At 70.8% G+C, this 22,751-nt stretch carries 21 protein-coding genes; 18 read left to right on the top strand and 3 right to left on the bottom strand.

Translation table 11 applies throughout. The annotated features are described in order from the left end of the window. Positions 1-26: 26 nt before the first annotated feature. Positions 27-917, top strand: coding sequence for a DUF1223 domain-containing protein (locus BLP73_RS03495; RefSeq protein ID WP_139165878.1), 891 nt, complete (start codon positions 27-29; stop codon positions 915-917). Between the two features lie 85 nt (positions 918-1,002). Further along, positions 1,003-1,623: an inner membrane-spanning protein YciB gene (locus tag BLP73_RS03490; RefSeq protein WP_090740330.1), complete on the top strand. Its 621-nt coding sequence runs from the start codon at positions 1,003-1,005 to the stop codon at positions 1,621-1,623. Positions 1,624-1,708: 85 nt separating this feature from the next. Here the strand turns inward: BLP73_RS03490 and BLP73_RS03485 are convergent, their stop codons facing one another. Next, positions 1,709-2,599 carry an alpha/beta fold hydrolase gene (locus tag BLP73_RS03485; RefSeq protein WP_090740328.1) on the bottom strand — a complete coding sequence of 297 codons (891 nt, stop codon included), beginning with the start codon at positions 2,597-2,599 and terminating at the stop codon, positions 1,709-1,711. A 568-nt stretch (positions 2,600-3,167) separates the two neighbouring features. Here BLP73_RS03485 and BLP73_RS03480 point away from each other — a divergent pair. The 16 genes from BLP73_RS03480 to recN all read left to right on the top strand — a co-directional run bounded on the left by BLP73_RS03480 (position 3,168) and on the right by recN (position 21,950). Beyond that, positions 3,168-5,765 carry a ribonuclease E/G gene (locus tag BLP73_RS03480; protein ID WP_090740326.1) on the top strand — a complete coding sequence of 866 codons (2,598 nt, stop codon included), beginning with the start codon at positions 3,168-3,170 and terminating at the stop codon, positions 5,763-5,765. A 121-nt stretch (positions 5,766-5,886) separates the two neighbouring features. Further along, positions 5,887-6,630, top strand: a complete 744-nt coding sequence (locus BLP73_RS03475; protein ID WP_090740324.1) for a cytochrome c biogenesis CcdA family protein — start codon at positions 5,887-5,889, stop codon at positions 6,628-6,630. Positions 6,631-6,653: 23 nt separating this feature from the next. Beyond that, the gene (locus BLP73_RS03470; RefSeq protein ID WP_090740322.1) at positions 6,654-7,505 is read left to right on the top strand and encodes an urea carboxylase-associated family protein; all 852 of its coding nucleotides are present in this window, start codon (positions 6,654-6,656) and stop codon (positions 7,503-7,505) included. Between the two features lie 117 nt (positions 7,506-7,622). Next, positions 7,623-8,786 carry a putative lipid II flippase FtsW gene (ftsW, locus tag BLP73_RS03465; protein ID WP_090740320.1) on the top strand — a complete coding sequence of 388 codons (1,164 nt, stop codon included), beginning with the start codon at positions 7,623-7,625 and terminating at the stop codon, positions 8,784-8,786. Beyond that, entirely contained in the window at positions 8,786-9,886 is a 1,101-nt protein-coding gene (gene murG, locus BLP73_RS03460) for an undecaprenyldiphospho-muramoylpentapeptide beta-N-acetylglucosaminyltransferase (protein WP_090740318.1), read from the top strand. The genes ftsW and murG overlap by 1 nt, the downstream gene beginning before the upstream one ends. After that, positions 9,883-11,310 carry a UDP-N-acetylmuramate--L-alanine ligase gene (gene murC / locus BLP73_RS03455; RefSeq protein WP_090740316.1) on the top strand — a complete coding sequence of 476 codons (1,428 nt, stop codon included), beginning with the start codon at positions 9,883-9,885 and terminating at the stop codon, positions 11,308-11,310. Before murG ends, murC begins: the two co-directional genes overlap by 4 nt. Continuing rightward, the gene (locus BLP73_RS03450; RefSeq protein ID WP_090740314.1) at positions 11,310-11,570 is read left to right on the top strand and encodes a DUF2484 family protein; all 261 of its coding nucleotides are present in this window, start codon (positions 11,310-11,312) and stop codon (positions 11,568-11,570) included. Before murC ends, BLP73_RS03450 begins: the two co-directional genes overlap by 1 nt. Beyond that, entirely contained in the window at positions 11,570-11,917 is a 348-nt protein-coding gene (locus BLP73_RS03445) for a hypothetical protein (RefSeq protein WP_090740312.1), read from the top strand. Before BLP73_RS03450 ends, BLP73_RS03445 begins: the two co-directional genes overlap by 1 nt. Before the next feature lie 55 nt (positions 11,918-11,972). After that, a complete protein-coding gene (gene murB, locus BLP73_RS03440) occupies positions 11,973-12,920 on the top strand; it encodes a UDP-N-acetylmuramate dehydrogenase (protein ID WP_090740722.1) in 948 nt (315 codons plus the stop codon). A 148-nt stretch (positions 12,921-13,068) separates the two neighbouring features. After that, a complete protein-coding gene (locus tag BLP73_RS03435) occupies positions 13,069-14,004 on the top strand; it encodes a D-alanine--D-alanine ligase (RefSeq protein ID WP_175453221.1) in 936 nt (311 codons plus the stop codon). Continuing rightward, a complete protein-coding gene (locus BLP73_RS03430) occupies positions 13,992-14,924 on the top strand; it encodes a cell division protein FtsQ/DivIB (RefSeq protein WP_245686537.1) in 933 nt (310 codons plus the stop codon). Before BLP73_RS03435 ends, BLP73_RS03430 begins: the two co-directional genes overlap by 13 nt. A 15-nt stretch (positions 14,925-14,939) precedes the next feature. After that, positions 14,940-16,274 (top strand): cell division protein FtsA, encoded by a 1,335-nt coding sequence (gene ftsA, locus BLP73_RS03425; protein ID WP_090740308.1) that lies wholly within the window; start codon positions 14,940-14,942, stop codon positions 16,272-16,274. Between the two features lie 221 nt (positions 16,275-16,495). Then, positions 16,496-18,097 carry a cell division protein FtsZ gene (gene ftsZ / locus BLP73_RS03420; RefSeq protein WP_090740306.1) on the top strand — a complete coding sequence of 534 codons (1,602 nt, stop codon included), beginning with the start codon at positions 16,496-16,498 and terminating at the stop codon, positions 18,095-18,097. A 226-nt stretch (positions 18,098-18,323) separates the two neighbouring features. After that, a complete protein-coding gene (lpxC, locus tag BLP73_RS03415) occupies positions 18,324-19,268 on the top strand; it encodes a UDP-3-O-acyl-N-acetylglucosamine deacetylase (RefSeq protein ID WP_090740304.1) in 945 nt (314 codons plus the stop codon). Between the two features lie 194 nt (positions 19,269-19,462). After that, positions 19,463-20,284 (top strand): outer membrane protein assembly factor BamD, encoded by an 822-nt coding sequence (locus tag BLP73_RS03410; protein ID WP_090740301.1) that lies wholly within the window; start codon positions 19,463-19,465, stop codon positions 20,282-20,284. A gap of 19 nt (positions 20,285-20,303) precedes the next feature. Then, positions 20,304-21,950, top strand: coding sequence for a DNA repair protein RecN (gene recN / locus BLP73_RS03405; RefSeq protein WP_090740299.1), 1,647 nt, complete (start codon positions 20,304-20,306; stop codon positions 21,948-21,950). Here the strand turns inward: recN and BLP73_RS03400 are convergent, their stop codons facing one another. Both BLP73_RS03400 and BLP73_RS03395 read right to left on the bottom strand, forming a co-directional pair. Beyond that, positions 21,951-22,307, bottom strand: coding sequence for a hypothetical protein (locus BLP73_RS03400; RefSeq protein ID WP_139165877.1), 357 nt, complete (start codon positions 22,305-22,307; stop codon positions 21,951-21,953). It lies immediately after the preceding gene. A gap of 73 nt (positions 22,308-22,380) precedes the next feature. After that, positions 22,381-22,689: a hypothetical protein gene (locus tag BLP73_RS03395; protein ID WP_090740297.1), complete on the bottom strand. Its 309-nt coding sequence runs from the start codon at positions 22,687-22,689 to the stop codon at positions 22,381-22,383. Between the last annotated feature and the right edge of the window lie 62 nt (positions 22,690-22,751).

The following is a 22,751-nucleotide window of genomic DNA, read 5'->3' as shown; positions in this document are numbered from 1 at the left end:
ATGCGCCGCGCCAGGGGCGCCCGGCGATGACTGTCGCTGCAATTGCGCTGGCGCTGGCCGGGATTGCATCCGCGGCGGCCGAGGCGCAGGGCATCGCGGCCGACGCGCCCGTGATCGCGGCGCCCGACGATCCGAGCCGGACCGCCCCGCGCGGCGACGAGGCCGGATCGGAGGGCGGCGATTTCAACAGCTTCACCTCGGCCGACACGCTGGCCGCGCCCGCCGCCGCGCTGGCGCGGGCCGCCTCGGCGCCGGTCGTGGTCGAGATGTTCACCTCGCAGGGCTGCTCCACCTGCCCGCCGGCCGACGCGATGCTGTCGATGCTGGCAGCGCAGCCGGACGTCCTGGCCCTGTCCTACCATGTCGATTACTGGGACTATCTGGGCTGGGCGGACAGCTACGCGCGCCCCGAATTCACCAAGCGGCAGGAGGGCTATGCCCGGGCCGCCGGCGAGCGGGCGATCTACACGCCCCAGCTCATCGTCGCCGGCCATGACACGGTGCCGTCGCCGGGCCCCGCGCAGCTGAACGGCCAGATCGACGCGGCGCGCTTTGCGCCGGCGCGCGTCAGCGTGCAGCGCGACAGCCTGCCCTCGGGCGAGGCGATCGAGCTTCTGCCCCTCTCGGACCTCGGCGGCAGCGCCGAGATCCTGATGATCCGCTACGCGCCGCAGCGGTCGGTGGACGTCACGGCGGGCGAGAACCGGGGCCGCCGGGTGTCATACAGCAACGTCGTGCTGGCGATCGAGCCGCTGGCGCGGTGGGACGGGCAGAAGCCCCTGCGCCTGACCGTTCGGGCCGAGCTGGACGAGAGCGGGCGCTTCCCCGACGACACGCGCCATGCGCTGCTGGTCCAGCTGCTCCAGCCGCCGGCGGACCTGCCTGGCCCGATCCTGGCGGCGGTGCGGCTGGACTGACGCCCCGCGCCGCTTGCCGCGGCGGCCGTCCTGGTCCAGAACCAGCCCCATCCAGAGGCCCATGCATCCAGAGGAGTGACATACGATGAGCGACAGCCACACCGCGGGGGCGAAGCCCTGGGTCAAGCCGCTGCTCGAGTTCGGGCCGCTGATCCTGTTCTTCGCGGTGTTCATGCTGTGGCGGAACGACACCGTCGCCGTCTTCGGGCAGGCCTATGGCGGCTTCATGCTGGCCACGCTGGTCTTCGTGCCGGTCCAGACCATCGCGACGCTGATCCAGTGGCGCCTGACCGGCAAGCTGGCGCCGATGCAGGTCGCGACGCTGGTGCTGGTGGTGGTCTTCGGGGGCGCCACGCTGTGGCTGAACGATCCGCGCTTCTTCAAGATCAAGCCGACGATCATCTACCTTCTCTTCGCCGCGATCCTCGGCACCAGCCTTGTGCTGCGCCGCAACTGGCTGGGCGCAGTCCTGTCCGAGGCGCTGCCGATGGACGCGGCCGGCTGGCGCAAGCTGACGGCGCGGATGGCGGTGTTCTTCCTCGGCCTCGCGCTGCTCAACGAGCTGGTCTGGCGGACGATGTCCGAGACGAGCTGGGTCTGGTTCAAGACCTTCGGCCTGCCGGTGCTGATCTTCGTCTTCCTGATGGGCAATGCGGGGCTGTTCAAGGCGCATGCGCTGCCGGCGGGCGACGCGAAGGACGGCTGAAGGCGCTTCCTGCGTCCCGCGACGGCCGGGGGGCGTTGCCCCCCGGACCCCCCAGGATATTTGCACACAGAAGAAGGCGCCTTCGCTAGCCTGCGGCGAGACCGGCTGCGGGCAAGGGCAGAAGGCGCGACCAGCGCGGCTCAGGGCGTGCGGGCAGCTGGCGGCGCAGCAGGTCCAGCGGCAGCGCCCAGGGGTGGCAGAGGGCCGTTCGGTAAAGCTCGAAGAGGCCCTCGCGCAGGTAGGGCGTCCAGTGCGAGAGGCGCAGGGACCGGCGGTCGGTGGGGAAGCCGAGCCGGCGCAGCGCCTCGAGCGTGGCGCCGTCGTCGATCTGCAGGTCCAGCCAGTTCGCCGCTGCCCGCTCCAGCCCGAAGCCGAGCGCGCGGCGGCGGCCGGCCGCCAGCAGCTGCTCGAGCGCGAAGTCGAAGAGGTCGTTCTCGCGCGAGGTGACGTTCAGCACCTCGGCGCCGGCGGCGGCCGGGGCGTTCATGGCGGCGGCGGCGGTGTCCCGGAACTCGGCCGCGTTCAGCAGCACGAGCCGCGAGATCGCGCCAGCCTCGGCATGGGCGAGCGCCTGCAGCCCGACGCGCCCGCCGAGCGAATGGCCGATGACGGCCACGGGCCGTCCGGCCCGCTGCGCCAGCTCGCCAAGAAGGCGGGCGAGGGCGGCGCCGGTCGCGCCGGCGCGCCCATAGGCGCGACCGAGGCTGCCGCGCGCCTCCCATGCGCAGGCGAGGGCGAGGCCTTCGCCGGGCGCGCCGGAAAAGCCCAGCCCGCGCGGCCAGGAGAAGGCGCGCGGGCAGCCGGGCGCCGGGTCCAGCGCGAGGATGTGCCGGTGCGGGTCGCTGGCCGGCCGCGCGGGCGAGTAGCGGTAGCCGTGGATCATGGCGACGATGGGGGCGCCGGGGGGCAGGGCGGCCGCCTCGGCCAGCAGGCGCGCCGAGGGCGCATCTTCCGCCGTCACCCGTATCACCGCCATCAGCTGCCTCCCGGCCTGCCTCGCAAGGGCCCTCTTAGGTCGAGCCTGCGACAGCCGGATGAAGCTTCCGTTACACTTGCGTGCGCCGCTGTTGCGCGCGGCCCGAGGCAACGCCGGGACGGGCGTGGCGGGAAGCCGCTTGGCATCTGGTCCGGGCACGCGGATTTTCGATTGAAACCGGGGCGCTTTCGCCTCTATGGTCCGGATATGCGCGTCGATCCCGCAACCCGCGGTTGCCGGCGCCCAAAGTTTCGCAGCGCGGCACCTCTGATCCCGGACCGGGCGAGTCATGTGCCGCGCGGAAAACCCGCCCCTGCCTGCGCCTTGGCTGCACGGGGGCGACAACAGACAGCGGCCCGGCCGGCCTTCTTCGGCTCCGGGTCAGACGAAGGAACAGACGCGATGACGCGCGCGATGGATGGCAATGACGGGAACCGGCGGGCGACAAGCCCGGCCGGTGCCGCCGCCGTTCGGGGTGACGCGCCCGTGTCCTCATCACAACGCAGCCCGTTGACCCGGCCGAGGCCACTGGCCCCGCCGGGCTGCCGCCTGCGCGAAAGACATATCAATGGCAAAGAAAATGCTGATCGACGCCACCCATGCCGAGGAGACTCGGGTGGTCGTGGTCGACGGAACCAAGGTCGAAGAATTTGACTTCGAGACCCTGAACAAGCGCCAGATTTCTGGCAACATCTATCTGGCAAAGGTCACGCGGGTCGAGCCGTCGCTTCAGGCGGCCTTCATCGACTATGGCGGGAACCGGCATGGCTTCCTCGCCTTTGCCGAGATCCACCCGGACTACTACCAGATCCCGGCCGCCGACCGCGAGGCGCTGATGGCCGAGGAACGTGCCGCCGCCGAGGCCCAGGAGGCCGAGGAGGAGCGTCGCAGCCGCCGCCGCAGCGCCCGTGCCGAGGCCGCCGAGCGCGGCGATGAGACCGTCGCGGAAGAGGCGGCCGCGGACGCCGCCGAAGCTGCCGCCGACGCGGCCGACGCCGCGGAGGACGCCGCCGACCACGAGGGCGAGGCCGAGGACGAGCCCACGCAGGCCTCGGACAAGGACGACGAGATCGAATCGGTGGCCGAGGAGGACGTGACCGAAGAGGTCCGCGCCCCCCGCAAGCCCCGCGCGCGCCGCTACAAGATCCAGGAGGTGATCAAGGTCCGGCAGATCATGCTGGTCCAGGTCGTCAAGGAAGAGCGTGGCAACAAGGGCGCCGCGCTGACCACCTACCTGTCGCTGCCCGGCCGCTACTGCGTCCTGATGCCGAACACGGCGCGCGGGGGCGGGATCAGCCGCAAGATCACCAACGTCGCCGACCGCAAGAAGCTCAAGGAGATCGCGGCCGAGTTCGACGTGCCGAAGGGCGCGGGGCTCATCATCCGCACCGCCGGCAGCCAGCGCACCCGCACCGAGATCAAGCGCGATTACGAATACCTGCTGCGCCTGTGGGAGCAGATCCGCGACCTGACCTTCAAGTCCGTCGCCCCCGCCCCGATCTACGAAGAGGGCGATCTGATCAAGCGCACCATCCGCGACCTCTATTCCAAGGAGATCGACGAGGTGCTGGTCGAGGGCGAACGCGGCTACCGCACCGCCAAGGACTTCATGCGCATGATCATGCCCGACCACGTCCGGGCCGTGCAGCATTACACCGACCCGATGCCGCTTTTCGCGCGCCACCAGGTCGAGAGCTACCTCGGCGCGATGTTCAATCCGACCGTGCAGCTCAAGTCCGGGGGCTACATCGTCATCGGCGTGACCGAGGCGCTGGTCGCCATCGACGTGAACTCGGGCCGGGCCACCAAGGAAGGCTCGATCGAGGAGACGGCGCTCAAGACCAACCTCGAGGCCGCCGACGAGGTGGCGCGCCAGTTGCGGCTGCGCGACCTTGCCGGCCTCATCGTCATCGACTTCATCGACATGGACGAGCGGCGCAACAACGCCGCGGTCGAGAAGCGGATGAAGGACGCGCTGAAATCCGACCGCGCCCGCATCCAGATCGGCCGCATCTCGGGCTTCGGCCTGATGGAGATGTCGCGCCAGCGACTGCGTCCAGGGATGCTGGAATCGACCACGCAGCCCTGCGCTCATTGCCACGGCACCGGCCTCATCCGCTCGGACGACAGCCTCGCGCTGACCATCCTGCGCGCGATCGAGGAAGAGGGCACGCGCAAGCGCTCGCGCGAGGTGCTGGTCAAGGCGCCCATCGCGGTGGCGAACTACATCATGAACGCCAAGCGCGAGCACGTGGCCAGCATCGAGGCGCGCTACGGCATGGCCGTCCGGGTCGAGGCCGACCCGACGCTGATCTCGCCGGATTTCGCGCTCGAGAAGTTCAAGACGGCGACGCGCGTCGTCCAGCCGGCCGCCCATGCGGCCCTGTCGGTGGATGCCGAGCTGATGGCCCGGATCGATGACGAGGACGAGGCTGCCGTCGAGGACCCGGTCGAGGATGCAGTCGAGGTCGAGACCACTGTCGAGACGGCAGCCGAGCCTGCCGCAGAGGCCGCCAGGGCCGATGCCGAGGGCGACGAGGGCGAGGGCGATGGCAAAGGTCGTTCGCGCCGCCGCCGCCGCCGCCGGCGGCGGAACGGAGATCGTCCCGAGGGCGAGATCTCGGCCGAGGGTGGCGAGGACGAGGCCGATGCTGGCTCCGAAGACGCGACCGACGCAGAAGTCGTGGCGCAGCCTGAGGCCGACGAGCCGGCCGAGGTCGCGGCGGATGACGCCGCGCCCTCGGGACGCCGCCGCCGCCGGTCGCGCGGACGCGAGAGCCAGTCGGTCGAGCCGCTGCCCGAGGTGGTGGACCTGTCGGCCGATGCCGATGCCCGCGCCGAGGCCCTGCCGGGCCTGGACGAGGCCGCGGCCCCGGACGCGCCGGAGCCCGAGGCGCTGCTGGCCGACGCCATCGTCTCGGCCGAAGCGCCTGCCGATCTGCCGGAGGCGGCGCAGCCGGATGCCGAAGCTGGCGTTCCTGCCGAGGCCGATGACGCGGCCGACGAGGCCGAGTCGCAGCCGGAGCCGCAGCCCGAGCCTGAGGTGCAGCCCGAGGTCGCCGTCGCCCCGGTGCAACCCGCCGCGGTGCCCGAGCCGGCCAACACCGCCGGTCCCGCGGACGAGGACAGCCGTCCCAAGCGTCGCGGCTGGTGGTCGGGCAGCTGATCCGAGACCGATAGGAATGCAGGGCAGGGGCGCGTCACGGCGCCCCTGTCGCGTTGCGGCTGACGCAGCCGTGACGCATTGACCCCTGTCCTTCCGCGGGCGTCCCGCTAGAGTGCCGGCCATGCTGGGAATCGAGATTGCCACCGCCGCCTTCCTGCCCGCCGCCTTCGTCGCGCTGCTGGCCGGGGTTCTCTCGTTCCTCTCGCCCTGCGTCCTGCCGATCGTGCCGCCCTATCTGGCCTACATGACCGGCGTGAACGTCAACGGCCTGACCGCCCGCCAGCGCAGCGCGGTCCTGCCGGCGCTGTTCTTCGTGCTGGGCCTGTCCACCGTCTTCCTCGTCATGGGGTTTGCGGCCTCGGCCTTCGGGCGGGCGTTCCTCATGTGGCAGGACCGGCTGGCGCAGGTCGCGGGGCTCATGGTCATCGTGATGGGCCTGCATTTCCTGCACATCATCCGCATCCCGCTGCTGGACCAGGAGGCGCGGCTTCAGACCGGCCAGCAGGGCGGCGGCGCGCTTGGCGCCTATGTGCTGGGCCTCGCCTTCGCCTTCGGCTGGACCCCCTGCATCGGCCCGCAGCTGGGCATGATCCTGTCGCTGGCCGCGACCGGCGGGGAACTCTCGCGCGGCACCGCGCTGCTGGCGGTCTACGCCGCCGGCCTCGGCATCCCGTTCCTGCTGGCCGCGATCTTCATCAACCGCGCCATCGGCCTGATGAACCGCATCAAGCCCTGGCTCGGCGCGATCGAGCGCGTCATGGGCGCGCTGCTGATCGTCGTCGGGGTCATGCTGATCACCGGCGCCTTCTCGGCCTTCAGCTTCTGGCTGCTGGAAACCTTCCCCGCCCTCGCCACCCTCGGCTGAGGGCCGCGACCACCGGAGAGCCCATGACGCCCGAGCACGACGCCCCGCAAGACGCCGCCGCCCGCCGCGCCATCCCGCCCGTCGTCTGCTACCCGACAGAGACCCTGCCGCAGCCGGACCTTCACGCCCTGCGCGCCGCGCGCGCCGGCTGGACCCGCACGGCCACCGTCCCCGTCCCCCCGCGCGAGGCCCGCTGCTTCGAGGTTCCGGCGGGCCATTTCTTCCGCATCATCAGCGTGGAAGGCCCGCAGGTGGGCGATCTGAACCTCTGGTCGGCCGACCTGTCCGAGCGGTTCTATTCCGGCAAGACCCGCGCCCTGCACGGCACGCATTTGACGACCGGCGACCGGCTCTGGTCGAACTTCCCGACCCTGCGACCGATGGCGACGATCACGGACGACACGCTCGACTGGTACGGCTTCGACGAGCATGGCGGGGGCGTGCATGACGTCATCGGCACGCGCTGCGATCCCTACACGCACAACCTGCTGTCGGGCGGTGGCCAGTATCACCACTGCTGCCACTCGAACCTCACCCGCGCGCTGGCCGAGGCCCGCCACCTGCCTCTGGCCGAGGCCGAGGGCCATATCCACGACGTCCTGAACGTCTTCATGTGCACCGGCTTCCTGCGCGGCACGGGGCAGTACTTCATGAAGGCCAGCCCCGTCCGCCCCGGCGACCACCTCGAGTTCTTCGCCGAGCTGGACCTTCTGGGCGCGCTGTCGGCCTGCCCCGGCGGCGATTGCGGGGGCGAGCACAGCTCGGACGCGGCCGCCTGCCACCCGCTGCGCGTCGAGACCTTCCGGCCGGCCGCGCGCCCGGATGGCTGGCAGCTTCCCGCGCCGCGCAGCTATGACCGCAGCCACGGCACCTGACCCCATCCTTCCGCAGAGCGCGCTGAATCCGCAGTAGCACGACCGGCGGATTTCGGCTATCGTCGGCGGCAGACCCGGACCAACCGGGCGATCAGAGGCAGTGACGGCGGTATCCCCATGACCGAGATGGTCTTCGGCACCACGCCCGTGCGGGCGGCCGATCCGATTCTTCCCCGTTGGTGGAGGACGCTGGACAAGTGGGCGCTGGCCTGCGTGTTCGGCCTGTTCGCGACGGGCATCCTTCTGGGCCTCGCGGCCTCGGTCCCGTTGGCCGAAAAGAACAACCTGCCGCGCTTCTACTACGTGCAGCGGCAGGCGGTCTTCGGCGGCATGGGCCTTCTGGTGATGCTGGTCGTCTCCATGCTCTCGCCCCGCCAGATCCGGCGCATCGGGGTGCTGGGCTTCGCCGTCTCGTTCGTGATGATCGCGGCACTGCCCTTCATCGGCACCGACTTCGGCAAGGGCGCCACGCGCTGGCTCTCGCTCGGCTTCGTGTCCATCCAGCCGTCCGAGTTCCTCAAGCCGGGCTTCGTCGCCCTCTGCGCCTGGTTCATGGCGGCCAGTTCCGAGGTGGGCGGACCGCCGGGCAAGCTCTATTCCTTCTTCGCGGCCTTGGTGGTCGTGATGCTGCTGGCCCTGCAGCCGGATTTCGGCCAGGCCTCGCTGGTCCTCTTCGCCTGGCTGGTGATGATCTTCGTCGCCGGCGCGCCGATGGCGCTGCTGCTGGGCGTCGCCGGTCTGGCGGTCGGGGGCGGGATCTTCGCCTATGGCGCCTCCGAGCACTTCGCCCGGCGGATCAACGGCTATCTCTCGTCCGAGGTCGACCCGCGCACGCAGATCGGCTATGCCACCAACGCCATCCAGGAGGGCGGCTTCTTCGGCGTCGGCGTCGGCGAGGGCAGCGTGAAATGGTCCCTGCCGGACGCCCATACCGACTTCATCATCGCGGTGGCGGCCGAGGAGTACGGCTTCGTGCTGGTGATGGTCATCATCGCGCTCTACTGCACCATCGTCACGCGCTCGCTGCTGCGCCTGCTGCGCGAGCGGGACATCTTCGCGCGCATCGCCGGCACCGGCCTCGCCTGCGCCTTCGGCGTGCAGGCGCTGATCAACATGGGCGTCGCCGTGCGCCTTCTGCCCGCCAAGGGGATGACGCTGCCCTTCGTCAGCTATGGCGGCTCGTCCATGATCGCCTCGGGGATCGCAGCGGGCATGCTTCTGGCGTTGACCCGCACCCGGCCCCAGGGCGAGCTGGGCCAGATCCTGCGCCGGGGCCGCTGATGCCCGGCCCCGACGCTAAAGGCCGCCTTGCCCTGATCGCCGCCGGCGGCACCGGCGGGCACATGTTCCCGGCCCAGTCCCTGGCCGAGCTGCTGCTGGCCGAGGGCTGGCGCGTCAAGCTGTCGACCGACGAGCGCGGCGCCCGCTATGCCGGCGCCTTCCCTGCGGCCGTGGCGCGGCAGGTCGTGGCCTCGGCCACCACCGCGCGGGGCGGCGTCGGCGGCAAGTTGACCGCGCCCCTCAAGATCGCCGCCGGTGTCCTCGCCGCCCGCCGCGCCTTCCGGGCCGAGCGCCCCGATGTCGTGATCGGCTTCGGCGGCTACCCGACCATTCCCGCCCTGTCGGCTGCGCGCCTGATGCGCCTGCCGCGGATGATCCACGAGCAGAACGGCGTGATGGGCCGGGTGAACCGCCTTTTCGCACCGCGCGTGCAGCGGATCGCCTGCGGGACCTGGCCGACCGAGTTGCCGGCGGGCGTCACCGGCACCCATACCGGCAACCCGGTCCGCGCCGCCGTCCTGGAGCGCGCCGCCAGCGCCTACGACGCGCCGGGCGAGGGGCCGCTGCGGCTGCTGGTCATCGGCGGCAGCCAAGGGGCGCGCGTGCTGTCGGACATCGTGCCCGCCGCCGTGGCGGCGCTGCCCGAGGAGCTGCGCGCCCGCCTGACCGTCAGCCACCAGGCCCGCGCCGAGGACATGGACCGCGTGACGAAGGCCTATGCCGACGCCGGCATCGCCGCCGAGGTGCAGCCCTTCTTCGCCGACGTGCCCGACCGCATCGCGGACGCCCAGCTCGTCATCAGCCGCTCGGGCGCCTCCTCGCTGGCCGACATCACCGTGATCGGCCGCCCCGCCATCCTGATCCCCTTCGCCGCCGCTACCGGGGACCATCAGACCGCCAATGCGCAATCGCTCGCCGAAGCGGGGGCCGCGCTGGTCCATCCCGAATCCGTGCTTGACGCGACAAGCCTTGCGCGCGACATCCGCGCGATCCTCACCGACCCCTCCCGCGCCGCCCAGATGGCGGCTGCCGCGCTGACACTGGCCCGGCCCGATGCGGCGCGGCGCCTTTACGACCTCGTCAAGGAGATTGCGACATGAACGCAGCGACCAAACTGCCCGGTGAACTCGGCCCGATCCATTTCGTCGGCATCGGCGGCATCGGCATGTCCGGCATCGCCGAGGTCCTCCTGACGCTCGGCTACCAGGTGCAGGGCTCGGATCTCAAGCGCTCGAAGATCACCGACCGGCTGGAGACGCTCGGCGCGCAGGTCTTCGAGGGCCAGCGGGCCGAGAACATCGGCGCCGCCGCCGTCATCGTCATCTCGACCGCCATCAAGAAGGGCAACCCCGAGCTTGAGGAAGCCCGCCGCCGCGGCCTGCCGGTCGTGCGGCGCGCCGAGATGCTGGCGGAACTGATGCGCATGAAGTCGAACATCGCCATTGCCGGCACCCACGGCAAGACGACCACCACCACGATGGTCGCGACGCTTCTGGACGCCGGCGGCCTTGATCCGACCGTCATCAACGGCGGCGTCATCCACGCCTATGGCTCGAACGCCCGTGCCGGCGCCGGGGAATGGATGGTCGTCGAGGCCGACGAATCGGACGGCAGCTTCAACCGCCTGCCCGCCGACATCGCCATCGTCACCAATATCGACCCCGAACACATGGAGCATTGGGGCAGCTTCGACGCCCTCCGCCAAGGCTTCTACAACTTCGCTTCGGGCATTCCCTTCTACGGCCTCGCCGTCCTCTGCACCGACCACCCCGAAGTGCAGGCCCTCGTTGGCAAGCTGACCGACCGCCGCGTGGTGACCTTCGGCTTCAACGCCCAGGCCGATGTCCGTGCCATGAACCTGCGCTACGAGAGCGGCATCGCCCATTTCGACATCGCGCTGCAAGGCGAGGGGCCGGAGGACAATGGTGATCTGAAGATGATCGAGGGCTGCACCCTGCCCATGCCCGGCGATCACAACGTCTCGAACTGCCTCGCGGCCGTCGCCGTCGCCCGACACCTCGGCATCAAGAAATCCGAGATCCGCGAGGCGCTGGCCAAGTTCGGCGGCGTCGGCCGCCGCTTCACGCGGGTCGGAGAGGTGAACGGCGTCACCATCATCGACGATTACGGCCACCACCCGGTCGAGATCGCCGCCGTCCTCAAGGCCGCCCGGCAGGCCGGCAGCGGCCGCGTGATCGCCGTCCACCAGCCGCACCGCTACTCGCGCCTCTCTTCGCTCTTCGAGGATTTCTGCACCTGCTTCAACGAGGCCGACGTCGTCGCCATCTCCGAGGTCTATTCCGCCGGCGAGGACCCGATTCCCGGCGCTAGCCGCGACGACCTTGTCGCCGGCCTCATCGCCCATGGTCACCGCCACGCCCGCGCGATCCTTTCCGAGGACGACCTCGAGCGGCTTGTGCGCGAGCAGGCCCGCCCCGGCGACATGGTCGTCTGCCTCGGCGCCGGCACCATCTCGGCCTGGGCGAACGGGCTGCCGGCGCGCCTTCAGGAACGCGCCGCGTGATGTCGCCGCCGGCCATCGCGGTGGCGGCGACGCTGCTGTGGCTGGTGCTGGCGCTGGTCATCCCGCGCCTGCCGCTGCGGCACACGGGCGCGACGCTGTGGCTGCTGGCCCTGGCCGGTGTGCCCGTCCTCGGGCTTCTGACCCTGCATTGGGGGCCGGGCCCGGGCTTCGGCGGCTTCGCCCTCGGCCTTCTGGTCCTGGCCCGCGCGCCGCTGCGCCGCCGGGCCGCCGCGCTCGAGCGCACGCAGCGCCGCGGCTGATGAACCCCGAAGCCATCGGCCTTGCCTGCCTGCTAGGGGCGGGTGTCATCGCCTTCGGCAGCGCCCGGCTGCGGCTGGCCTGGCCGGTGGCGGTGCTGGCGCTGCTGCTGGCGGCGATCTCGGGGCAGCTCTACATGGCGGCGCAGGGGCAGGGGGGCTTTCACGACCTCGGCGCGCTGATCGCGCAGGGCTACGTGACGGCGCCGGCGCTGCTGGGCGCTCTCGCGGGGCTGGTGCTGGCGCGCATCGCCGGCCATGCGCTGCGCTGGCGCAGCCTGTCCGGAGGGCTGGCGGGACTCGGCCTGATCGCGGCCGGCCTTGGCGTTGCGGCGTCCTTCGGCTTCTGATCCGGTCCGGCGCCGTCGGTTGACGCTGCCCGCGCGGCTGGCTACGACCTTCCCCATGAGCATCGATCTTCCCGCCGCGCGCGGCAGCCTGATCCCCGACCGCCCGCTTGACGGGCTGACCTGGCTTCGCGTCGGCGGTCCGGCCGACTGGCTGTTCCAGCCCGCCGATGACGCGGATCTGGAGGGCTTTCTGGCCGCCCTCGATCCGGCCGTGCCGGTCTTCCCGATCGGCGTCGGCAGCAACCTGATCGTCCGCGACGGGGGCATCCGCGGCGTCGTGATCCGGCTTGGTCGCGGCTTCAACGGCATCGAGGCCGAAGGCGACATCGTCACGGCCGGCGCCGCCGCGCTGGATTCGCAGGTCGCGCGCCGGGCGGCGGATGCGGGGCTGGACCTGACCTTCCTGCGGACCATCCCCGGCAGCATCGGGGGCGCGGTGCGGATGAATGCCGGCTGCTATGGCAGCTATGTCGCCGACCACCTGATCGACGCCGAGGCCGTCACCCGCGACGGCCGCCGCCTGACCCTGACGCCGACCGACCTGCGCTTTGCCTACCGCCATGCCGAACTGCCCGAGGGCGCGGTCATCACCCGCGCCCGTTTCCGCGCCGAACCGGGCGATCCCGACGCGCTGCACGCGAAGATGGCCGACCAGCTCGCCCGCCGCGACGCCAGCCAGCCGACGAAGGAACGCAGCGCCGGCTCGACCTTCCGCAACCCGGCCGGCTTCTCCTCGACCGGGCGCGAGGATGACACGCACGAGCTGAAGGCCTGGTCGCTGATCGACGCCGCGGGCCTGCGCGGCCACAGCTGGGGCGGGGCGCAGATGTCGGAAAAGCACCCGAACTTTCTCATCAACACCGGCGGCGCGACGGCCGCCGAACTGGAGGCCTTGGGCGAGCTGGTCCGCCGCCGCGTCCTCGAGGAAAGCGGGCACGAGCTGCAATGGGAGGTGATCCGCATCGGCGATCCCGCCCCCGAGGAAGCCGCCGCGCCCGCCTGAGCGGCAAGTCTCACTCGCCTGAAAATTGTGCTTTTGCCACAGACGCTTTAACTGTATCTTCACGATCATGGCACCCCGGTTTCCGTTCAGGATCGGACCGAGGGTGCAGCAAGAAAGCCCGGAGCAACCGGGCGCGAAAGGCGAAAACGTGACGGGCAGGTCGAGCAGGACAGCCCACACCGTAGCCGTTCTGATGGGCGGACCCTCGGCCGAGCGCGAGGTGTCGCTGTCGTCGGGGCGCGAATGCGCGGCCGCGCTGCGGGTGGCAGGATTTGATGTGGTCGAGATCGCGCTGGATAGCGCGCGCGGGGACGAGATCGTCCGCCGCCTTGGCGATGCGGCGCCCGACGTCGTCTTCAACGCCCTGCACGGCCGATGGGGCGAGGACGGCTGCGTTCAGGGCCTCCTCGAGTGGCTGGACCTTCCCTATACCCATTCCGGCGTGCTGGCCTCGGCCCTCGCCATGGACAAGACCCGCGCCAAGGAGGCCTTCCGCGCCGCCGGGCTGCCGGTCGTCGAAAGCGTCATCGCCGATGCCGACGAGGTGCGCCGCCGCCACGTGATCCCGCCCCCCTATGTGGTGAAGCCCAACGACGAGGGCAGCTCGGTCGGGGTCTACATCGTCCATGACGGCGCCAACCAGCCGCCGGCGCTGTCGGATGACATGCCAGCGCGGGTAATGGTCGAGACCTATGCGCCGGGGCGCGAGCTGACCACGACGGTGATGGGCGAGCGGGCGCTGGACGTGACCGAGATCCTGACCGACGGCTGGTACGACTACGCCGCGAAATACACCGTCGGCGGCTCGCGCCACGTCATCCCTGCCGACATCCCGGCCGAGATCCGCGCCGCCTGCCTCGATCTGGCGGTCAGGGCGCACAAGGCGCTTGGCTGCACGGGGCTCAGCCGCACCGACTTCCGGTGGGACGAGGCGCGCGGCCTTGCCGGGCTCATCATCCTCGAGGTGAACACCCAGCCCGGCATGACGCCCACGAGCCTCGCGCCCGAGCAGGCCGCCCATGCCGGCATCGACTTTCCGGCGCTGATGGCCTGGATGGTGGAGGACGCGCTGTGCCGGTCGTGATCGATCACCGCCCCTCCAAGGCCGAGGCGCCCCGCGTGCGGCGCGATCCCGCGCCCTCGCGGCTGACCTATCGCCTGCAGCGCATGTGGCTGACGCCGCTCTACCGCCGCGTGGTGCGGGTGGGGCTGCCGGCCTTCCTGCTGGCAATGCTCGGCGGGCTGTGGCTGGCGGACGAGGACCGGCGCGCCGCGCTGACGGGCAGCATCGCCAGCGTCGTCACCGACATCCAGAGCCGCGACGAGTTCCAGGTCCGCACCATGACCATCGAGGGCGCCTCCCCGGTGGTCGAGCGCGCGCTGCGGGCCATGCTGCCGGTGGACCTGCCGGCTTCCAGCTTCGACATCGACCTGCCCGCGCTGCGGCTTCAGGTGATGCAGCTCGACGCGGTGGACACGATCGACCTGCGGATCAAGCCGGGCGGCATCCTTTCGGCCGTGGTGAAGGAGCGCGAGCCCGCGATCCTGTGGCGCCACCAGCGCGGCATCGAGATCCTCGACCGCGGCGGGCACCGCGTCGCCAGCGTCACCTCGCGCGAGGTGCGGCCGGACCTGCCGCTGATTTCGGGCGAGGGCGCCGACCTGATGACCGAGGAGGCGCTGGCCCTCTTCGACGCGGCGGGGCCGATCCTGCCCCGCGTGCGCGGCCTCGTGCGGCGGGGCGAGCGGCGGTGGGACCTGGTCCTGGACTTCGGCCAGCGGATCATGCTGCCCGAGACCGGCGCCGTCGTTGCGCTGGAGGCCGCCATCGCGCTGGACCGGGCTGAGGACATGCTGGGCCGCGACATCAGCACCGTCGATCTGCGCGATCCGTCGCGCCCGGTGCTGCGGCTCGGGATCGACGCAAGAAACACGATCCGCACCGCGCGGGGCCAGCCGATGCTGGACGCCGACGGGCGCGTGATTGCGGAAAACGAAGGCTGAGGGGAGGGCAGGGCGATGGCGGAGCTTTATCAGACGCAGCGGGCGATGCGGAACATCCGTCGCGCGGCGCTTCAACGGGGGGTGATCGGCATCCTCGACATCGGCACCTCGAAGATCGCCTGCCTCGTGCTGCGCTTCGACGGCACCGGCACCTTCCGCGAGACCGACGGGATCGGCCCGATGGCCGGGCAGGTGAACTTCCGCGTCATCGGCGCCGCCTCGACCCGCGCGCGGGGCATGCGCCGCGGCGAGATCGAGACGATGGCCGAGACCGAGCGCGCCATCCGCACCGTCGTCGCCGCCGCCCAGAAGCTGGCCGGGGTGCGGGTCGACCATGTCATCGCCTGCCTCTCGGGCGGGCGCCCCGCCTCGTACGGCCTTGCCGGCGAGATCACCCTGGCCTCGGGCAAGGTCGGCGATCACGAGGTCGCCTCGGTCCTCGCCGCCTGCGACGCGCCTGATTTCGGCAAGAACCGCGAGGTGCTGCACGCGCAGCCGGTGAACTTCGCGGTGGACAACCGCTCAGGCCTGCCGGACCCGCGCGATCATGTCGGCAACAAGCTGTTCTGCGACATGCATGTGCTGACGGTGGACGGCGACATGATCGGCAACCTCGTCCAGTGCATCCGCCGCTGCGACCTGGAGCTGGCGGGCATCGCCTCGGCGCCCTACGCCTCGGCGCGCGCCAGCCTCGTCGAGGACGAGCAGGAGCTGGGCGCGGCCTGCGTCGACTTCGGCGGCGGCGGGACCGGGGTGACGGTCTTCATCAAGAAGCACATGATCTTTTCGGACCATGTGCCGATCGGCGGTAACCTCATCACCCAGGACATCGCGCAGGGGCTGCGCGTCGGCCTGCCGGTGGCGGAGCGGCTGAAGACGCTCAACGGCGGGGTCGAGGCGACGGGCCGCGACGACCGCGACATGATCGACGTGGGCGGCGAGACTGGGGACTGGGAATCGGACCGCCGGCAGGTCAGCCGCGCCGACGTGATCGGCGTCATGCGCCCGCGGGTCGAGGAGATCCTGGAAAACGTGCGCGAGGTGCTGGACGCCGCCGGTTTCGACCACATGCCCAGCCAGCAGATCGTGCTGACGGGCGGGGGCAGCCAGATCCCCGGCCTAGATGGCTTGGCCGCGCGCATCCTCGGGCCGAACATCCGCTGCGGGCGGCCGCTGCGGATCGACGGGCTCGCCCATCAGTTGACCGATCCCAGCTTCTCCAGCGCCGTCGGCCTCGCGCTTTTCGCGGCCCATCCGCAAGACGAATGGTGGGATTTCGAGATGCCCGCCGACAGCTATCCGGCCCGCTCGATCCGGCGCGCCTATCGCTGGTTCAAGAACAACTGGTGATTGTGCCAGCATCTTCTATGGGCGGGCGCTTCGGCGTCCACCACATGCTGCGCGCTTGGCAAGATACCGCCGAAGGTTGCAGCACCTATCCCCAGATTTTGCTTGCCAATGCCGTTTTTCAGGTGACGTCAAGGGCGCCACAGGCTACGGTTACACTTAATTAACGGGATTCGGCGGCAAGCCCGTACCCGCAGGCGAAGCAGCGACAACAGGCGGACAGCATGAACCTCAACCTGATGATGAACGACGAAGAAGAGCTGAAGCCCCGCATCACCGTCTTCGGCGTCGGCGGGGCGGGCGGCAACGCGGTCAACAACATGATCGAGAAGCAGCTCGACGGGGTCGAGTTCGTGGTGGCCAACACCGACGCGCAGGCGCTGCAGCAGTCGCGCGCCACCAGCCGCGTGCAGATGGGCCCAAAGGTCACCGAGGGGCTGGGCGCCGGCGCCAAGCCCTCGATCGGCGCCAAGGCCGCCGAAGAGACCATCGAGGACATCGTCGATCACCTGATGGGCGCGCATATGTGCTTCATCACCGCCGGCATGGGCGGCGGCACCGGCACCGGCGCGGCCCCGATCATCGCGCAGGCCGCCCGCGAGATGGGCATCCTGACCGTCGGCGTCGTCACCAAGCCCTTCCAGTTCGAGGGCACCAAGCGGATGCGCCAGGCCGAGGAGGGCGTCGAGGCCCTTCAGAAGGTCGTGGACACGCTGATCATCATCCCCAACCAGAACCTGTTCCGGCTGGCGAACGAGAAGACCACCTTCACCGAGGCCTTCGCGCTGGCCGATGACGTGCTCTACCAGGGCGTCAAGGGCGTGACCGACCTGATGGTGCGCCCAGGCCTCATCAACCTCGACTTTGCCGACGTGCGCGCGGTGATGGACGAGATGGGCAAGGCCATGATGGGCACCGGCGAGGCCACGGGCGAGAACCGTGCCCAGGAGGCCGCCGAGCGCGCCATAGCGAACCCGCTGCTGGACGAGATCAGCCTTAACGGCGCCCGCGGCGTGCTGATCAACATCACCGGCGGCTACGACATGACCCTGTTCGAGCTGGACGAGGCCGCCAACGTCATCCGCGACAAGGTGGACCAGGACGCCAACATCATCGTCGGCTCGACGCTGGACCCGGACATGGAAGGCTCGATCCGCGTGTCGGTCGTGGCGACCGGCATCGACGCGGCGGCCGCCGTGGCCGAAGTGCCCTCGCCGCGCCGCACGATGGCCGCGCCGCTGACGCAGAACCCGGTCGTCGCGCCGAAAGAGCCCGAAATGGCCGTCCCGCCGCGCCGCACCCCGATGCCGGAAGCGCGCGTGAACATCCCCTCGGCGGCCTCGGCCGCACCCGCCGCCCCCGAGGCGCGGGCTGAGGAGGACATGCCGCAGCCCGCCTACCAGCCCAAGGAAACCGCGCGCGGCAATGCCGTCCGCATCGACGATGACGCCTCGGCCTTCGTGGCGCCCCGTGCGCCGGGCGCGGCCCGCGCCGGGCAGCCCGCGCCCGAGGTGATGGACCGCCTGCGCCGCGCCGTCGAGAACCACGGTCAGCGCGAGGCCCCCGCACAGCCGCAGCAGGATGCCAGCCGCAACCAGAGCCGCATGAGCGGCCTCGGCCGGATGCTGGAACGGATGGCCGGCCATGGCGGCGAGCAGCCCGCTGGCCAGCAGCGCCCGCCGGCGGCCTCGATCGCCGAGCGCGTGAACGACCGCGTCGCCGTCCGCGCCCGCCAGCAGGAAACCGATTTCGACGATCTGGCCAGCCCCGACGCCAATCAGGACAATGTCGAGATCCCGGCCTTCCTGCGTCGCCAAGCCAACTAGGATCATCACGAAGCCGCTACGACCGGCGGTTGAGAGGGCGCGAATGCGCCCTCTTTTTCTGTTGTAGTTTAGGCTTTTAGGCCATCAAGGTGAGGGTTCTGCATGTACCCAGGGCCGAATGTTTCACCGCGTCACAAAACGTTAATTGAAGCGACTCGGGGGCGCCCATAGCTGGACTGCAACGGCCGTTGTTGGGCCGCAGTTATCGGGTTCAAGGACGTCAGTCATGCAGGCAACGCTGAAGCACATGGTCACCTTCGAGGGCGTCGGACTTCATTCCGGTGCCCCGGTGCGGCTTGCCCTGCTGCCGGCGCTGCCCGATCACGGCATCCGCTTCCGCCGCACCGACCTGCCGGGCCAGCCCGAGGTCGCGGCGCTCTGGAGCAACGTGACCCTCTCGAAGCTCTGCACGCTGCTGGACGACGGCGCGGGCACGACCGTCTCGACCATCGAGCATGTCATGGCCGCGCTGGCCGGCACCGGCCTGCACAACGTCCTGGTCGAGATCGACGGCCCCGAGATCCCGATCCTCGACGGCTCGTCCGCACCCTTCGTGGCCGGCATCCTCGGCGCCGGGATCGCGCTCCAGGATGCGCCGCTGCGCGCCATCCGGGTGCTGCGCCCGGTCGAGGTGCGCGAGGGTGAGGCCTTCGCCCGGCTGAGCCCGGCCGACCATCTCTCGATCGACTTCGCCATCGACTTCACCGACGCGGCCATCGGGCGGCAGGCGATGAGCCTCGACATGGCCAACGGCGCCTTCCTGCGTGAGCTGGCCGACAGCCGCACCTTCTGCCGCGCCGCCGATGTCGAGGCGATGCGCCGCAGCGGGCTGGCGCTTGGCGGCACCTTCCTGAACGCGGTCGTCGTGGACGGTGCGCGTGTCCTCAGCCCCGGCGGGCTGCGCCACGCGGACGAGGCCGTGCGCCACAAGATGCTGGACGCCGTGGGCGATCTGGCACTGGCCGGCGCCCCGCTGCTGGCGCAATATACCGGCCACCGCGCGGGCCACGCGATGACCAACCGGCTGCTGCGGGCGCTGTTCAGCGACCCCGCGAATTGGACCTGGGAGCTGTGCAGCCCCGACCTTGAGGGCCGCCTGCCAGGCGCGGGCGTCGCGGCCTACGGCGTTCATGCGGGTGTCCCGATGCCCCTGATCCTGGCCGCCGAATAGGCCTGCGGCGCGCCGGGCGGGCGGGTCGCGGCCGCGCTGTTTTGCCCGCCAAAGCCGCGCCGAATTCAACGGATTGCCATTTTGATCCCCCTGATGTTCTGTGCTAGGACGTGCCGGCAGCGCGGCCCGCAGGGGCGCCCAGAGGCAGAATCGTAGGCAGGACAAAGATGGCGCGCTCGAAAATTACCACTTCGATGACCGCTGCCCTGCTGGCCGGCGCGCTGCTGACCGGCTGCGGCGGGAATCGCGCGACGGCCGAGCGCCAGAACCTCGACCGCTTCACCGCCGAGGAAATCTATCGCCGCGGCGAGTTCGAACTGGAGAACAGCCGCCGCCCGGACGACGCGGTCTTCTACTTCTCCGAGATCGAGCGACTCTATCCCTATTCCGAATGGGCCAAGCGCGCCCTGATCATGCAGGCCTACGGCAACCACCGGGCCCGCAACTACGAGGAGGCGCGCAGCGCCGCGCAGCGCTTCCTGGACACCTATCCGGGGGACGAGGACGCCGCCTACGCGCAGTACCTGCTGGCCCTCTCCTACTACGACCAGATCGACGAGGTTGGCCGCGACCAGGGCCTGACCTTCCAGGCGCTGCAGGGCCTGCGCCGGGTGATCGAGGACTACCCGGACAGCGAATACGCCCGCAGCGCCATCCTGAAGTTTGACCTGGCCTTCGACCACCTTGCCGGCAAGGAGATGGAGATCGGTCGCTACTACCTCAAGCGCGGCCACTACACTTCGGCCATCAACCGCTTCCGCGTCGTGGTCGAGGAGTTCCAGACCACCACCCACACGCCCGAGGCGCTGATGCGGCTGGTCGAGGCATACCTGGCGCTCGGTCTTCTGGACGAAGCGCAGACGGCAGGCGCCATTCTCGGCCACAACTTCCAGTCCTCGCCCTTCTACGAGGACGCGTTCCGGCAGCTGCGCGGCCGCGGTCTTTCGGCCGAGGCGCAGGGGGACAGCTGGCTGACCAACATCTACCGCCAGACCATCCAGGGGCGCTGGCTCTGAGCCGGCGCGAGGCCGCCTGATGCTGCGATCTCTCGACATCCGCGACATGCTGCTGATCGACCGGCTGAGCCTTGGCTTTGCGCCCGGGCTCAACGTGCTGACCGGCGAGACGGGGGCGGGCAAGTCGATCCTGCTCGACTGCCTGGGCTTCGTGCTGGGCTGGCGCGGCCGGGCCGAGCTGGTGCGCACGGGCGCGAGCCAGGGCGATGTGACGGCGGTCTTCGACCTGCCGGCCGCGCATCCGGCCCGCGCGGTCCTGGCCGAGGCGGGGATCGAGCTGGACGACGACGAGCTGATCCTGCGCCGGGTCAATGCGCAGGACGGGCGCAAGACGGGCTGGGTCAACGACCGCCGCGTGTCCGGCGAGGTCCTGCGGCAGCTTTCCGACACGCTGGTCGAGCTGCATGGCCAGCATGACGACCGCGGCCTTCTGAACCCCCGCGGCCATCGCGGCATGCTCGACGCCTTCGCCGCGCTGGACCTCGGCCCGGTGCGCGCCGCCTGGACGGCGCGGCGCGAGGCGGCGCGGGCGCTTGAGGCGGCCGAGGCGGCGCTGGAGGCGGCGCGGGCCGAGGAGGAGTTCCTGCGCCACGCCGTCGCCGAGCTGGACAAGCTGTCGCCCGAGGCAGGCGAGGAGGCGGCGCTGGACACCGCCCGCCGCCGGATGCAGGCCGCCGAGCGTATCCGCAGCGATGTCGCCCGCGCGCTGCAGATGCTAGGCGGGGACGGCGCCGAGGCCGCGATGGTCGATGCCGGCCGCTGGCTCGAGGGCGCTGCCGCCAGCGCCGAGGGGCGGCTGGACGAGCCGCTGGCCGCCCTGTCCCGCGCCCTGGTCGAGCTGGGCGCGGCGCATCGCGGCGTCGAGGACGCGTTGGCCGAGATGGAGTTCGACCCCGCAGCCTTGGAGGCGACCGAGGAGCGGCTGTTCGCGCTGCGGGCGCTGGCGCGCAAGCACAACGTCCTGGCGGACGATCTGTCGGGCCTTGCCGGCGAGCTGCGCGGCCGGCTGGAGCGGATTGACCGCGGTGCCGAGGGGATCGAGGCGCTGCGCGGCGCCGCGCGCGCGGCCGAGGCCGCCTATGCCGAGGCGGCCGGGCAGCTGACCGAGGCGCGGCAGGCGGCGGCGGGGCGGCTGGATCAGGCGGTGATGCGCGAGCTGGCGCCTCTCCGGATGGAGCGGGCGGTCTTCGAGACGCGCGTGACCCCCGCCGAGCCGGGCCCCGAGGGGGCCGACACCGTCGCCTTCGTCGTCGCGACGAACCCGGGCGCGCCGGCGGGGCCGCTGGACAAGATCGCCTCGGGCGGTGAGCTGTCGCGGTTCCTCTTGGCGCTGAAGGTCTGCCTCGCGCGCGGGAACGACGCGCTGGTGATGATCTTCGACGAGATCGACCGTGGCGTCGGCGGGCCGACGGCCGATGCGGTCGGCCGGCGGCTGAAGGCGCTGGCGACGGGCGCGCAGGTCCTGGTGGTCACGCACTCGCCGCAGGTGGCGGCGCTTGGCGATCTGCATTTCCAGGTGGCGAAGTCCGTCGAGGATGGGGCCACAAGGTCGGTCGTGCGCCCGCTCGACGACGCTGAGCGTGTCTCGGAAATCGCTCGGATGCTGTCGGGCGACCGCATCACCGGTGCCGCGACCGAGGCGGCGCGTGCCCTTCTGGCCGGCTGATCAGTCGAGGATCCGCTTGACCTGCCAGAGGACCGAGAGAATCTGCCCGCTGCCGTTGTGGATTCGGATCAACTCTCCGTCAAGGATGGCATAGGCGTCGCCGTTCGGCGGGTCGGAGAGGCCGTAAAGGCCCGGCGTCGTGATGCGGTGCAGCCGGTCCTTGGGCGCGATGTCGCCAACGCGGAAGCTGCGCCGCGCCGGGTTACGGGCCGGGGCGGCCTGCTGCGCCACCTCGGCCACCACAAGCGGCGCAGGCGCAGTCGCGGGGCCTTGGGCACCGCGGTCGTCGGCGATCGCCGTGACGGCGGCGAGCAGCAGCCCGCCCGCCGCCGCAGCGGCAAGTTGGGGCTGCAGCATCTTCAGTCTCCGGTGGAGTTCACGGACTAACCTTGCAGCCCATGCGCAAGTTCCCCGTTCTGACAGACGCCGGTCAATCCAGCAGCTGCACCTGCCGCCGCAGGATCGACTGCACCTGGTAAGTGGCTGGATCGAAGCGGATCAACTGCCCGCTCACGATGCCGTAATGGCTGCCGCTGAGCTGGGGGCCAAGGCCGTAGCGGCCGGGCTGCAGGATCAGATGGACATCGTCGGGCGCAACGCGATCGCCCACGCTGAACTTGCCGGGAACCTGCGGCAGGATCATCGCCTCGTCCGAGAGGGCCGCGGTGTCGTTGAAGCGGACGGCCGACAGAAGCGAGACCGCCACGAGGCAGGCCGCGGTGATTTTCAGCAAAGGCATCGGCAGTCCTTGGTCGAGTCGAGGGGCAACGCCACCTCATCGGCGCGGTTCCTCCGGAGGGC

Origin of the sequence: Paracoccus tibetensis (assembly GCF_900102505.1) — a bacterium.
GTDB lineage: Bacteria > Pseudomonadota > Alphaproteobacteria > Rhodobacterales > Rhodobacteraceae > Paracoccus > Paracoccus tibetensis.
The sequence above is the reverse complement of the archived record's forward strand: the minus strand, read 5'-3'. Positions and strand labels throughout refer to the sequence as shown.